We start from the raw sequence: 12663 nt of genomic DNA, 5'->3' as shown, positions 1-12663 counted from the left end.
CCGGCCCCGCCCGCGCGCGGGCGCGGCCCCCCCCCCCCCCCCCCCGGGACCGGTGCGGTCCAGGTGGTGCGGCTCAGGCGACCGGCCGCAGCGGCGCGCGCAGCGGGAAGTCGGTGCCCGTCAGGACCGTCTGCGCGGCCTGCATCGTGCGGTGGTTGACGACCACCGGGGCGAGCAGGTTGACCGTGGCGGTCGCCGGGTCGTCCCCGATGTTCACCACGCACAGCACCGCCGCCTCCGTGGCGTCGCGCAGGTCGAGGGCGGCGACGGTCTCGTCGTCGATCTCGGGCGCGTAGCCGGGGAAGAAGCGGCCCGGGGCCACGACGACCAGGCGCAGGCCCGTGTCGTCCACGCTGCGCAGCGAGAACAGCGTGCCGTCCTCGTCGAGGGGGACGAGGTGGAAGCGCATGTGCTGCGGCAGACCCGCGATGGGGGCCACGAACTCGATCGTGGGCGCGGACACGGGAGCGTCGGTCATGAGGGTCACTCTAGGAACTCCTGGGCTTGAGGGGGATCAGCGGAGGAAGTCGAGCAGGGTGGGCTGGATGACCTTGGCGGTGGACTGCAGCGCCGCCTGGTAGGCGGTGGACTGCAGGTTGTACTCGACGAAGGTCTTGGCGAGGTCCACGCCCTCGACCTCGTCGAGCTGCGCGGCGAGGAAGTCGGCGCGGGTCGTGCCGGCCTCCTGCAGCGCGTCCAGCTGGTTGACGCGGGCACCGATGGTGGCCAGGCCGTTCAGGACCTTGCCCATCCGGTCGTCGATCACGGACAGCTTGCCGCTGATCGCGGCGCCGTCGGTGCCGTTGACCGCGGTGATCAGGTCGTCGATCTCGGTGAACACCGAGTCGGCGCCGGTGCCGAAGACCTCCGCGCCGGACAGGTTCACCTGCACCTCGACCCCGGGGGCCACCGCACGGGTCACGGCCTTGAGGTCGTCGTTGGCGGTGTACCCGGTGACGACTCCGGCGCCGTCCCTGACCTCGGTGTAGGCCTCGGTGGCGGTGCTGGTGCCGGCGAAGACCGCCCGGCCCATGTGGGTCGTGTTGGCGCTGCTGAGCAGCTGGCCCTTGATCTCCTGAAGCTGCGAGGCGATGGCCGCGCGGGCCCGGCTGTCGTTCGAACCGGTGCTGGCGGCCTGCACGGTGAGGTCGCGCACCTTCTGCACCGCGGAGAGGGCGCCGTCGAGGGCGTTCTCCTGCGTGGTCATCCAGGCCTGCGCGTCGCCGATGTTGCGGGCGTGCTCGGTGTTGACGGCGACCTGCTCGTGCAGGCGCAGCGCGTTGCCGGCGGCGACGGGGTTGTCCGACGGCTTGGCGTACGCCTTGCCGCTGGTGAGCTGCTCCTGCAGCTTGCTGCTGCGGGCCTGCGCTGCCTGCAGGTTGGTCAGGGAGTTCAGCGCGATGCTGCGCTGGGTCACTCGGCCGAGCACGGGGTACCTCCTGGGGTCAGGTCGTCGGGGGTGGGGGGTCAGCGGCCGACGGTGTTGATGAGCGTGCTCAGCGCCTCGTCGATGACCGACAGGACGCGGGCGGCGGCGGAGTAGGCGTGCTGGTAGGCGACCAGGTTCGTCATCTCCTCGTCGAGGTTCACGCCGGAGACGGCCTCGCGGGCCGCGTCCGACTTCAGCGACACCTGCTCGGCGAGCGCGGCGCGGTTCTCGGCCGACTGCGCCGAGGTGGCGATGTCGGTGACCTCCTTGCGCCACGCCGTGGTGACGGTGCGCAGACCGGTGACGGCGGCCTTGGCGGCGGCGCGGTCGACCGTGCCGGCCGCGCTGTCCGCGAACGAGGTGGCCGTGGCGGTCAGGGCGAGGTCGCGCGCGGCGTTGCCCGTGCCGCCGCCCGAGTCGGTGGTGCTGAGCAGGTCGCCGTTCCCGGCCACCTGCTTCACCGCGTCGTTGACGCCCTTGGCGAAGGTGGTGGCGAAGTCGTCGAGCGCCTCCTTCTGCTCGACCAGCGTGGTGTTCGCGCCGTCCAGCAGGCCCTTCAGAGTGCCGGCGGCCGGGGTCGCCGCCATCCCGCCGACGGTGGTGGTGAGTTCCCCGCCGATGCTCGCGCCGGCGGGCACGCCGATCGTCAGCGTGGAGGACTTGTCGCCGGAGACGAGGGCGGCGTTGCCGACGTAGACGTCCACGACACCACCGTCGCGCTGGACCGTGCGCGCGCCCGTGGCGTTGGCCAGGGTGCTCAGGTGCTGCTCGCGCTGGTCCAGCAGCTCGTTGGCGGAGCCGCCCGCGGCGAGGGTGTTGCGGATGGCCTCGTTGAGCTTCGCGACGCTCGCCGCGGCCCGGTTCACGTCGGAGGCGACGGAGCGGGCCTGGTCGGTCAGACCGGTGTACTGGGACTGCAGCTGGTCGTCCATGCCGCGGATCGTCGAGACGACGGACCCGGTGCGGCTCAGGACCAGCGAGCGGGCCGCCGCCAGGCCGTCGTCGCCCGCGTTGGCGAGGTCGTTCCACGCCGAGGACAGGTCCGCGAGGTCCTTGCTGAGGCCCGAGGTGCCGGTGTCGGCCAGGGCGGTCTCGATGCCCGCCCACACCTGGCTGGCGGTCTTCTGCTCGGCGGCGGTCGCGGAATCCTGCCGCGCGGTGGCGGTGGCCAGGGCGTCCGCGACGCGGGCGATGCCGGTGACCTGGACGCCGTCGCCGGGGGTGTTGCGCTGCACCTGCTGGCCCGTCTGGGCCAGCACGCCGGCGGACTGCTCGACGCGCTGGCGGGAGTAACCGGGGGTGTTCGCGTTGGCGATGTTCTGCCCGGTGGTCTCCATGCCGCGCTGGGCCGCGGACAAGGCGCGGCTGGCCTGGTTGATGCTGGAGAAGGTGCTCATCGTCAGGGGTCCTTTCAGAGGGCTTCGTCGACGAAGTGGGCGCGTGATCCGCCGGCCGACGCGGCCGTGTTCTTGCCCTGGGCGGTGTAGGTGTCGAGCGGGGTGTCCAGGCCGAGCAGCGTCTCGCGCAGGGCGCGGGCGCCGGAGCTCAGCAGGTCCCGGTTAGCGTCGGCCAGGGCCTGGATCTCCGCGGTGAGGGTGAGGAACGCGTCGCGGTGGCCGCGCAGCAGATCACCCCACGGGTCGGGAGCGGCGCTCGCCAGCGCGTTGAGGCTGGGACCGGGTTCGATCCCCAGCTCGGCGGCGACGGCGTCGACCTCGGCGGCCCGCAGGACCTCCGTGGAGCGGATCTGCTCCATGACGAACTCGACCTCGCGGGTGGCGTGCGCCAGCCAGCGCGTGCGGCCGCTGGCCAGCACGAGCTGCTCCTCCTCCAGCTTGAACAGGAGCAGCTCCATCAGCTCCCGCTCCTTCCAGAGGATGCCGGAGACCTCGGCGAGTGCCATGCGTGTCCTTCCCGTCCTCGGCACCCAGTGGCACCGCCTTGACGTCCCTCGTCCTTGCCGCACCCATCGGCAGCGGGCCGTGGAAGCTGAGGCGGCGGCCGGGGGGCCTGGTTACCCTGTGCCCGAGGGGGTGGCGTCGTGAGCGTGTCGATCCAGATGACCTGGCCACTGCGTGTGGAGGACCTGCCGGAGGACGAGAACGGCCCCCGCATGGAGATCGTGGACGGGAGCCTGCACGTGACCCCCCTGGCGGACCTGCGCCACCAGCGGCTCGTGGGCCGCCTGGCGCACGACCTGGTCGACCTCGCACCGGCCGGCTGGGTGGTGCTCCCGGGTGCCAACGTGCTGCGTCGGGCGGCCACCGACCGCCTGCTCATCCCGGACGTGGTCGTCCCGGCCGAGGAGGCGCTCGCCGCGGGTGGGGCGCACGCCGACCCCTCGGACGTGTTGCTGGCCGTGGAGGTCGAGTCACCCTCGACCCGCACGGCTGACCGCCTGCTCAAGCGGGACCTGTACGCGCAGTGGAAGCTGCCGAACTACTGGATCGTCGACCCGGAGGGCCGCACGCTCACCCGCCTGGCCCTCGGCCCGGGCCGGCGCTACGACGAGGGGCCCGGCGGCACGGAGTGGCTGACGTCGTTCGACGACTCCGCCCTGTGGGGCGCCTGATCAGTCGCCCGGCTTGCGGATGAAGAAGGCGTTCTTGCCGGGCTTGCGCAGCGCGTAGGGGCGCCCGTCGTCGCGGGCCTTGCGCAGCTCGCGGTGCATCTCACGGGCGTTGTCCTCCATCGCGGAGGCCACGACGACGGCGTTGACGCCGCGCTTCTTCTCGTTGGGGTCGCGCAGCACGTGGTCGTTGCGGCCGTCCTCGTGGGCGACGGTGAGGAAGTTCTTCGCGGCCAGGGCGTAGAGGGCGCTGACGCGCTCGCCGTGCTTCTCGGCGTACTCGTCGATGAACGAGGGCGTCAGCCGGCCCCGGCGGGATGCGTGCTCGAGGTCCTGCAGCACCCGGTACAACGGCTTCACGGCGTCCACTCCTGTCTCTCGAACCACTGCCGCACCGGTTCGGGGCCGGTGCGCCTTGCGGGGTAAGCATCGGCCGGAAGTGCTTGCGTGCTGAACGGGATCGGCCCCTCAGGGGGACGGTTCACCCGGTCGCCGCCGGGTCCTCACCGAGCGTGGACACCGCCCGTGCGGCAGGGGGGCCGGACGCGGCGGAGGTCCGCCTGTCGGGCGCTCAAGGTGACGCGCAGCGCTCCCGAGACAACGGGTGTGACCGCAGACGCCGCCAGCACCCCCGTGCAGCTCACCGACGCCGAGCGCGCCGAGCTCGTCGAGAAGCACCTGCCGATCGTCGGCTACATTACCAGCGAGTTCATCGGCCGGCTGCCCTCCCACGTGAGCCGGGACGACCTGACGTCGGCGGGCCTCATGGCGCTGTTCCAGGCCTCGCGCGGCTACGACCCCACCACCGGGGTGCCGTTCGCCCGCTACGCCAACACCCGCATCCGCGGCGCCATCCTCGACGACCTGCGCGGCGCCGACTGGGCCTCCCGCGGGGTGCGCTCCCGCGCTCGCAAGCTCAACGCCACCGAGGACCAGCTCACCACCCAGCTGGGCCGCACCCCCACCCCCGTGGAGCTGGCCGCGGCGCTGGGCGTGTCGGTGCGCGAGCTCACCGAGACCCGCGACGAGTCGCAGCGCGCCATGGTGCTGTCGATGCAGGGCTTCACCGCCGACGGCGGCTCCATCGACGACCACCTGCCCACCCACACCCCCGGCCCCGAGGCCGAGCTGCTGCACCGCGAGCGCCTGGGCTACCTGCGCTCCGCGATCGCCGCGCTGCCCGAGCGCCTGCGGATCGTGGTGGAGGGGTACTTCATCGCCGAGCGGCCCATGGCGGAGCTCGCCGAGGAGCTGGGCGTCACCGAGTCCCGCATCTCACAGATGCGCGCCGAGGCGCTGGCCATGCTGCGCGACGGCATGAACACGCACCTGTCGCCGGAGATGGTCCAGCCGGTCACCGGCTCGGCCCCTGCGGTCAAGCGCAAGGAGGCGTACTACGCCGCTGTCGGCACGCAGTCCGACTTCAAGGCGCGCTTGGCGCTGTCGGCGTTCGGCGCCTTCGCCGCGCCGGCGCCCGTCGCCGCCCGCACTGCCTGAACCCACCCGCGTCTGCGTCACCCCGGAGCGCCCCGCCACCTCGTGGCGGGGCGCTCCGTCGTTGCCGGGGCTGAAACTCTCCACCGGGACGACTCGGGTGTCGCAGGTGTGGTGGATGAGGCGTCTCAGTGCAGAGTTCCAGTCCGCGGCCGCCACGGTGGGCCGAGCCGCTGCACGCGGTTGACGTCCTCGGCGATGCGGGAACCGCGCTGCGCCACGTCCTCATAGGTGAACCGCAGCACCACGGCACCCTGCCGCAGCGCGGTCCGGTCACGGCGGCGGTCCTCCCTGTAGGCGCCCTCGCGGGAGTGGTGGGCGTGCCCGTCGAGTTCGACGGTCCGCCAGCCGTCGACGAGGGGGTCGACACGCCCCACGCCCGACAGGTGCAGCTGCGAACGCACCCGCAGGCCCGCGGTGACCAGGTGGACGCGCACCAGCGAATCCAACGGTGACATCGCCAGCGGGTCGACGAGGAGCAGGTGCTTCCGGCGCAGGGTGCTGGGGTGCAGGGCGTCGCGAGCCGCTGCCAGGTCGCCGGGGAGCACCAGGCCCCGGTGCAGCGCGGCGTCGGCGACGGTGACGCCGTCCGCGAGGGGCAGGCAGTGCAGGCTGTCCAGGACGGTGCGCAGCACGTCGGTGCGGTGGCCGTCGGACGGCACGAGCCGGCGGTTGACCACGACACCCGGCCAGGTGCGCTCGCTGCCGCGGGGAGCGGTGACGTGCGGGATCCGCAGGGGCACGAACAAGGGCAGCCCGTAGGCTCACGCCGCTGGGGCGCGGGACAGCACCTCGTCGACAGCGGCGCGGGCGACGGCGTCCGGCTCGGCGGAGGGCAGCACGTACAGACGGCGTGCCGGCTGCAGCACCTCGCCGGAACGCACCGCGGCCGTGAGCGCCCGGCGGGTGGTGCGCCCCAGGAGCGCGACGCTGCGGGCGGCGCCGCCGAGGCGCTCCGGGGCGGTGACGGGGTCCACGGGCGACAGCGTGCCCAGTCGGGCGGGTCCGCCAGCTGCTGTCCACACGCGGTGGCCGTGCAGGTCGCGCCGGGCGGGGTGTGGACGCACCCGGGGGAATGCCGGGCCGGGACTCTGCAGCGAGATGCCCCGGGGACACCGGACGCGGTGCGCGGGTCGCCTCGCTGCAGCCATCCAGGCCACTTCTGGGGCTCTTGTGACGAGGGGTGCTCCTGGGGCGCCCACGTCACCCGTTTGCCACGCGAAGACCCGCTCAGGTCCGGCGGCTGCGGGCCGATGAATTGAGTGTCAGGCGGGCACGACAGCCTGACGGGCCGGGCCACGGACGGACCGGTTAGGTAAACCAGTCAGACCCCACTCACGGAGGAATCGTCATCATGGGTCTTCGCGTCAACAACAACATCGCGGCGTTCAACTCCTACCGCAACCTGCAGGCGACCGACAAGCAGCTCAACGGCTCGCTGGAGAAGCTGTCCTCCGGTTTCCGCATCAACAAGGCCGCCGACGACTCGGCCGGCCTGGTCGTCTCCGAGGGTCTGCGCTCGCAGATCAACGGCATGTCTCAGGCCGTCCGCAACGCTCAGGACGGCGTCAACGTCGCCCAGACCGCCGATGGTGCGCTGGGTGTTACGACCTCTATCCTTCAGCGCATGCGCGACCTGGCGGTTCAGGCGTCGAACGGTGGTTCGCAGGACTCCGACGCGCAGAAGGCTGCCAACCTCGAGTTCGGCCAGCTGAAGGCTGAGCTGTCCCGCATCGCCGAGACCACCGCTTTCGGCGGTCAGAAGCTCCTCGACGGCTCCTACACGGGCCAGTTCCAGGTCGGCGCCAACTCTGGTGAGCAGATTTCCGTGGCTCTGGATGACACGGTCTTCGGTGCCGCAGTGACCGCGGTGCCTGCTGCCAAGGCGAAGATCACTCTGGACGCTGACACCCTGACCGCCAGCGGGAACTTCAAGCTGACGGTGGGTGCGACTGATCACCCGATCACCCTGGACGCTACGCCGACGGCGGCCGAGATCGGTGCCTCGATCGTTTCTGCCATCGGTACCGACAACTTCACCGTCACCGTCACGGGCACCAACATCGCCATTGAGGCGAAGACGGCTGTTGATGACACCTATGACCTGGCGTTCACCGAGGGCTCGGGTACTGCTTCCGGTGTGACCGTGGGCACTGCCGCGACGCCGGGTGCCACCGAGGTCCTGGGTAGCGCTTCCGGCTTCAACGCCGCTGGCCTCAACCTGGATGACATCAACCTGATCAAGTCCAACACTGCGACCATCGCGGAGAACGTGGACGAGGCTCAGAAGGCAATCCGCTACGTTGACAACGCGCTCAAGGGTGTCTCCACCGCTCGCGCCACCATCGGTGCGGTGCAGAACCGCTTCGAGCACGCGGTGAGCAGCCTGAACGTCTCCATCGAGAACATCACCGCGTCGGAGTCGGCCATCCGCGACACCGACATGGCTGCTGAGATGACGAAGTTCACCAAGAACCAGATCCTGTCCCAGGCTGGCACCAGCATGCTGGCGCAGGCGAACTCCGCGTCGCAGAACATCCTCTCCCTGCTCCGCGGCTGAGCATCGGAGCTACGAGGCCGGCTGACATGAGCTAGCCAGCCGAACCTCACCAGGCGGGGGGCACCGGGAACCCCGGTGCCCCCCGTCCCTTTTTGCATCCGATCCTACCCATGAAAGGAGGGGGATCATGGCTTCTGTCGATGGGCTCGTCAGCGGCATGGACACGACGAGCATCATTTCGCAGCTCATCGCCGTCGACTCCGCGCCGAAGGCGCGCCTGCAGAGCAGCGTCAGCACCGCGCAGTTGAAGGTGACCGCCTACCAGTCGGTCAACTCCAGAATGTCGGCGCTACAGAGCGCTGCGGACAACCTGCAGAAGGCCGCCGCGTGGACGCCGGCCAAGGCCACCTCGTCCAGCAGTGCGGTGACCGTGACCGCGAGCAGTTCCGCCACAGCGGGAACGCTCAACGTGAAGGTCGCCGACCTCGCATCGGCCCGATCGGTCGTCAGCGGCACATTCACGCTCAACACCGACGGCGAGATCGACACCGCGACGCTCGGCTTCCCGCTGGACGTCGTTCGGTCCGACGGCTCCTACGTCACCCTGCAGCCGCAGGTCGGCACGCTCAGCCAGGTCGTCGACGCCATCAACAAGGCGGAGAACGCAGGGATCAAGGCGGTGGCGATCCGCGTCAGCGACAACACCTACCGTCTCCAAATCACCTCCGCGGACACCGGTGCCACGAAGGGCGACTTCAAGCTGGTGTCCGAGCCGACCGCCGACGGCAGAGCGGCCTACAGGGCCAACTACGCCACCATGGCTGCACAACCTGCCGGCTACGAGGTGCTCTCGGCGGCGACCGACGCCAAGCTCGAGCTCGGGGCTGACAAGATCACCCTCACGTCGCCCTCGAACACGTTCACGGACGTCATGCCGGGTGTCAGCCTGACCGTCTCCGCGAGGACGGCTGATGCTGCCACCGTGTCCGTCGGGCGCGACTCCAACGCCGTTGCGTCGGCGGTTCAGTCCCTCGTGGACGCCGCCAACGCGGCGCTGAAGGACATCACCCTGCAGTCCCGGGCCGGCGTCGTCGGCTCGGACGGCAAGGTCACCGGGGGTGGCACCCTGCGCGGCGACAGCACCTTGCGGGCACTGAAGTCGCAGATCCTCAGCGCTGTCACCTCGGCCGTGGGTAATTCCCAAGCCTCGGCGGCGACCTTCGGGTTGCAGTCCACCCGCGACGGTGAGCTGACGTTCGACAAGACGAAGTTCCTGGAGGCTTACGCGAAGGACCCTGCCGGGGTGCAGGCCTTGGTGTCCGCCAAGGCCACCGACTCGACGGCTACGAGCAAGGGCGTCGTCGAGCGGCTGCGCGAGGTGACCGTCGGAGCCATCGGCGACCTCAAGCTGTCGAGCGCAGCCACCGGCACGCTCACGTCCGTGATCGACGGGCAGAACTCGTCGATCAAGGACCTGACGAGCCGCATCGCGGATTGGGACACCCGGCTCGACGCGAAGAAGGAGCGGTACCAGAAGTACTACGGTGCCCTGGAGACCGCTCTTGGCAAGCTGCAGAGCCAGTCCACCTGGCTGGCCGGGCAGCTCGGCAGCCTGCCGAGCAACGGCTGAGCGGAATCCCGAGGAACGGGCTGGTGGGGGGCGACTGCACTCCACCAGCCCGTTCCTCGTTTCCGTTGACCGTTCCTGCCGCTGAGCACTGCAACCCGAAATCGCCGGCCGGTTCCCTGCATTCCCAGCGTCTCGCGCCGATGGACAGGTAGTACCCCGACAGACCCGGAGGACCCCTGAGATGACCGCGACGACGTACGGCCGACGCCCCCGGGCGAACCGCTACCTGGCGGACAGCCTGTCCACCGCGAGCCCCGCCACCCTCCTCGTCATGCTGTACGACCGTCTCGTCCTGGACCTGCAGCGCGCCGAACAGGCGCAGCGCGACGGCGACCGCGAGACCGCGCACGTCAACCTCGTCCACGCGCAGGACATCATCCGCGAGCTGCTTAGCAGCCTCGAGGTTGAGAAGTGGGAGGGCGGCTCCGGGCTGCGTGCCCTCTACACGTGGCTCCTGCAGGAACTGTCGAGCGCGAACGTCGCCGGTGACGCCGAGCGCACCGCGGCGTGCCGCACCACCACCGTCGAGCCGCTCGCGGAGGCGTGGCGCCAGGCGGCGCTGGAGCACCTCAGCTCCACGCCCGCCACCGGCCACGGGGTCGCGTGACCGGCATCGCACCCGTCGCGGCCGTGCACGCCTCCGGTACCGCGGAGGACCACTGGCGCGACGCGTGGCGCTCCGCGCTGCGCGCCGTGGAGCTCGACGCCGACGCCGCCGAGGACCTCATCCACCGTCTACACCACGAGGACGAGGACGTTCCCGAGCAGGCACCCGTCGGTGACTGGGTCGCCCCCAGCCTGCTGGGCCCCGTCCCCGCGGAGTTCGCCGACCGCGCCCGCGCGCTGCTGCAGCGCCAGGCCGACGTCACCGAGCGCCTCGCCGAGGCGATGGTGCAGATCCGTTCGCAGCGGCGCGGGCTGGCGAAGCTGGACCGGGCCGAGCGCCCGCCCGTCTTCATCGACAAGGCGCTCTGACGCACCTGGGAACGACGAACGCCCCGGACCCCCCACGGGTCCGGGGCGTTCGTCGTTCCCGGCGGGGCGGCGCCTCAACTCGCGGTCTGCACCACCAGCGGCGCCGGCCGCGCCAGGTGGTACCCCCGCCCGTGCGAGACCCCCAGCTCGCGCAGCACCGCCAGTTCCTCGGCGGTCTCGATGCCCTCGGCGATGATCGCCGCACCGCTCGCCTCCGCGAACGTCACCAGCCCGGCCGCCAGCGCACGCCGTGACCGGTCGGCGTCGATGCCGCGCACGAGGCTGATGTCGAGCTTGACGAAGTCCGGCAGGATCGCCAGGACGTGCCGCAGGCTGGCGTACCCGGCGCCGGTGTCGTCAACCGCCACCCGCAGCCCCGCGTCGCGCAGCGGGGCGAGCGCCGCGAGCAGGCACGCGTAGTCGTCGATCGCGGCGTGCTCGGTGATCTCCACGACGACGCGGTCCAGCGGGACACCGGTCAGCACCTCGGCGAACCCGGGCCCGGCGATGGTGGCGGGGGAGAGGTTCACGGAGAGGAACCCCGGCAGGTGCAGCAGCCCGGCCAGCGCGCGGCGCACCGCGCGCAGCTCCAGGTCTGCGCCGCGCCCCACGGCGGCGGCGTCGGCGAACCACACGTCCGGGCCGGGGGTGCCGGCCGGGAAACGGCTGAGCGCTTCGGCGCCCGCGTGCCGCGATGTCGCCAGCTCCACGACCGGCTGGTACACGACGTGCGGGCCGCCGGTGGCGTCCAGCGCCTCCAGGCGGTCCAGCACGGCGCGCTGCTGCCGCTGGACGGTGTCCTCGTCCTCGACCAGGTCCATGACGATCCCGGCGATCACCTGCAGCACCTGCGCGTCGCGTTCGCGCAGCGCGGGGTCGGGGCGCGCGGACAGCGAGCACAGCGTCCCGTACACGGACCCGTCGCGGCGGTGCAGCGGCACCCCCACGTAGGCGCCGATGCCGCGCGCTCGTGCACCGGCCGCACCGGCGTCGGCGGTGGTGTCCGGAACGATCACGGGGGCGCTGGAGCGCACCACCCGCTCGCACAGGGTCCCCGCCAGGGGTTCGGCGTCCCCGGCGCGCACCGGCAGCGGCAGCGGCGTGACGACGGCGCGCAGCCGGCGCTGCGAGCCGTCCGGGTCGGCGCCGAGCGCGGCGACGTACGTCAGGTCGGCGCCCATCTGGCGCCGCGTCGTCTCCAGCAGCGCCTCCAGCGGGGAGGGGCGCGCCTGCCGGGGAGCGGGCAGCGGCGTCGTCGCCGTCGAGTTCGTCACCACCTCGGGTTCCTCGGCGCGGCCCGTGCCGGTCTTGAGCGCCCGGTGCGAACGGTGTCCGGGGTTCGTGCAGGCCGTCACGCGATCGCAAAACACATGTCAACAGTGTGTAAAGACCGCGGCGTGGCGCGTAACCCTTCCATGATCCCGACCGATGCTCCTGGTGATGACGCTCACGCCCGAGGAGACAGCCATGCCGAGCACCCGCCCCAGCCTCGCCGCCTGCCTGGTCCTGCAGGGCAGCACCACCCCGCCCGCCCTGGACGCCGACCTGCGCGACCTTGTCGACGTCGTCGACGAGGTCGTCGTCTACGACACCGCCGCTCACATCGCGCCCGGCACCGCCGCCTTCGACGCGACCCTGCACCCGGCGGTCACCGTCGTCAGCGGCTTCTGGGCCGAGGACCGCGAGCGCGCCAAGCGGGCCGCCCTCGCCCACGTCGAGGCCGACTGGGCGCTGTGCGTGCTGCCGGGGGAGAAGGTGCGCGCCGACACCGACGAGCTGCGCCGTCTGCTCGGCGAGGCCGGGGACGTGCCGGCGATGGCGGTGCGGGTGGACGACGTCGTGCGCGGCACCCACCGCTCCGCGCGGCTGCTGCACAAGGACAGCGTCCTGCCCGGCGCGGTGTGCCGGCCGGTCGACGGGCTGACCGAGGTGCCCAGCCGGCTGCTGACGGTCGAGCAGCCCGTGACCACCACCGCCAGCGTGCCGCGCCAGCGCGGGGTGTTCGACCGGGTGTGAGCCCGCGCGCCCGCCGGGGCCGCCGTGGTGCGGCGGCCCCGGCGCACGCG

At 71.8% G+C, this 12663-nt stretch carries 15 protein-coding genes; 7 read left to right on the top strand and 8 right to left on the bottom strand.

Annotated elements, in window-relative coordinates; all coding sequences use genetic code 11:
* Nucleotides 1–73: 73 nt before the first annotated feature.
* Genes fliW through flgN form a run of 4 tightly spaced genes read right to left on the bottom strand, consistent with a single transcriptional unit; the run spans nt 74 to nt 3332 of the window.
* The gene (fliW, locus tag ACRYR9_RS06485; protein ID WP_432491155.1) at nt 74–478 is read right to left on the bottom strand and encodes a flagellar assembly protein FliW; all 405 of its coding nucleotides are present in this window, start codon (nt 476–478) and stop codon (nt 74–76) included.
* Nucleotides 479–514: 36 nt separating this feature from the next.
* Nucleotides 515–1429 carry a flagellar hook-associated protein FlgL gene (gene flgL, locus ACRYR9_RS06480; RefSeq protein ID WP_432491153.1) on the bottom strand — a complete coding sequence of 305 codons (915 nt, stop codon included), beginning with the start codon at nt 1427–1429 and terminating at the stop codon, nt 515–517.
* A gap of 38 nt (nt 1430–1467) precedes the next feature.
* A complete protein-coding gene (gene flgK / locus ACRYR9_RS06475; protein ID WP_432491151.1) occupies nt 1468–2826 on the bottom strand; it encodes a flagellar hook-associated protein FlgK in 1359 nt (452 codons plus the stop codon).
* Between the two features lie 14 nt (nt 2827–2840).
* A complete protein-coding gene (gene flgN / locus ACRYR9_RS06470; protein ID WP_432491149.1) occupies nt 2841–3332 on the bottom strand; it encodes a flagellar export chaperone FlgN in 492 nt (163 codons plus the stop codon).
* Between the two features lie 138 nt (nt 3333–3470).
* Between flgN and ACRYR9_RS06465 the strand changes: the two genes are divergently transcribed.
* The gene (locus tag ACRYR9_RS06465) at nt 3471–4001 is read left to right on the top strand and encodes a Uma2 family endonuclease (protein WP_432491147.1); all 531 of its coding nucleotides are present in this window, start codon (nt 3471–3473) and stop codon (nt 3999–4001) included.
* Here the strand turns inward: ACRYR9_RS06465 and ACRYR9_RS06460 are convergent, their stop codons facing one another.
* Nucleotides 4002–4358 carry a hypothetical protein gene (locus ACRYR9_RS06460; RefSeq protein ID WP_432491145.1) on the bottom strand — a complete coding sequence of 119 codons (357 nt, stop codon included), beginning with the start codon at nt 4356–4358 and terminating at the stop codon, nt 4002–4004.
* Between the two features lie 246 nt (nt 4359–4604).
* Between ACRYR9_RS06460 and ACRYR9_RS06455 the strand changes: the two genes are divergently transcribed.
* Complete coding sequence (locus ACRYR9_RS06455; RefSeq protein WP_432491143.1) at nt 4605–5495, top strand: sigma-70 family RNA polymerase sigma factor; 891 nt, start codon at nt 4605–4607, stop codon at nt 5493–5495.
* Between the two features lie 125 nt (nt 5496–5620).
* Here the strand turns inward: ACRYR9_RS06455 and ACRYR9_RS06450 are convergent, their stop codons facing one another.
* Together ACRYR9_RS06450 and ACRYR9_RS06445 are read right to left on the bottom strand one after the other, a co-directional pair.
* Nucleotides 5621–6235, bottom strand: a complete 615-nt coding sequence (locus ACRYR9_RS06450; RefSeq protein WP_432491190.1) for a DUF559 domain-containing protein — start codon at nt 6233–6235, stop codon at nt 5621–5623.
* A 21-nt stretch (nt 6236–6256) separates the two neighbouring features.
* Nucleotides 6257–6469, bottom strand: coding sequence for a hypothetical protein (locus ACRYR9_RS06445; protein ID WP_432491141.1), 213 nt, complete (start codon nt 6467–6469; stop codon nt 6257–6259).
* A 377-nt stretch (nt 6470–6846) separates the two neighbouring features.
* Here ACRYR9_RS06445 and ACRYR9_RS06440 point away from each other — a divergent pair, with 377 nt between their 5' ends.
* From ACRYR9_RS06440 to ACRYR9_RS06425, 4 genes are all read left to right on the top strand, one after another.
* On the top strand, nt 6847–8052 hold the full coding sequence (locus ACRYR9_RS06440; RefSeq protein ID WP_432491139.1) for a flagellin N-terminal helical domain-containing protein: 1206 nt from the start codon (nt 6847–6849) through the stop codon (nt 8050–8052).
* Between the two features lie 127 nt (nt 8053–8179).
* A complete protein-coding gene (gene fliD / locus ACRYR9_RS06435) occupies nt 8180–9622 on the top strand; it encodes a flagellar filament capping protein FliD (RefSeq protein WP_432491137.1) in 1443 nt (480 codons plus the stop codon).
* 181 nt (nt 9623–9803) lie between these two features.
* Complete coding sequence (fliS, locus tag ACRYR9_RS06430; RefSeq protein WP_432491135.1) at nt 9804–10229, top strand: flagellar export chaperone FliS; 426 nt, start codon at nt 9804–9806, stop codon at nt 10227–10229.
* Nucleotides 10226–10597: a hypothetical protein gene (locus ACRYR9_RS06425; protein WP_432491133.1), complete on the top strand. Its 372-nt coding sequence runs from the start codon at nt 10226–10228 to the stop codon at nt 10595–10597. Before fliS ends, ACRYR9_RS06425 begins: the two co-directional genes overlap by 4 nt.
* A gap of 74 nt (nt 10598–10671) precedes the next feature.
* Here the strand turns inward: ACRYR9_RS06425 and ACRYR9_RS06420 are convergent, their stop codons facing one another.
* Entirely contained in the window at nt 10672–11871 is a 1200-nt protein-coding gene (locus ACRYR9_RS06420) for an EAL domain-containing protein (RefSeq protein WP_432491131.1), read from the bottom strand.
* A 193-nt stretch (nt 11872–12064) separates the two neighbouring features.
* Here ACRYR9_RS06420 and ACRYR9_RS06415 point away from each other — a divergent pair, with 193 nt between their 5' ends.
* Nucleotides 12065–12613 carry a hypothetical protein gene (locus tag ACRYR9_RS06415; RefSeq protein WP_432491129.1) on the top strand — a complete coding sequence of 183 codons (549 nt, stop codon included), beginning with the start codon at nt 12065–12067 and terminating at the stop codon, nt 12611–12613.
* Nucleotides 12614–12663: the final 50 nt, after the last annotated feature.

The organism is Kineococcus auxinigenes (assembly GCF_050871525.1).
GTDB lineage: Bacteria > Actinomycetota > Actinomycetes > Actinomycetales > Kineococcaceae > Kineococcus.
This window is presented reverse-complemented; position numbering and strand designations above follow the sequence as displayed.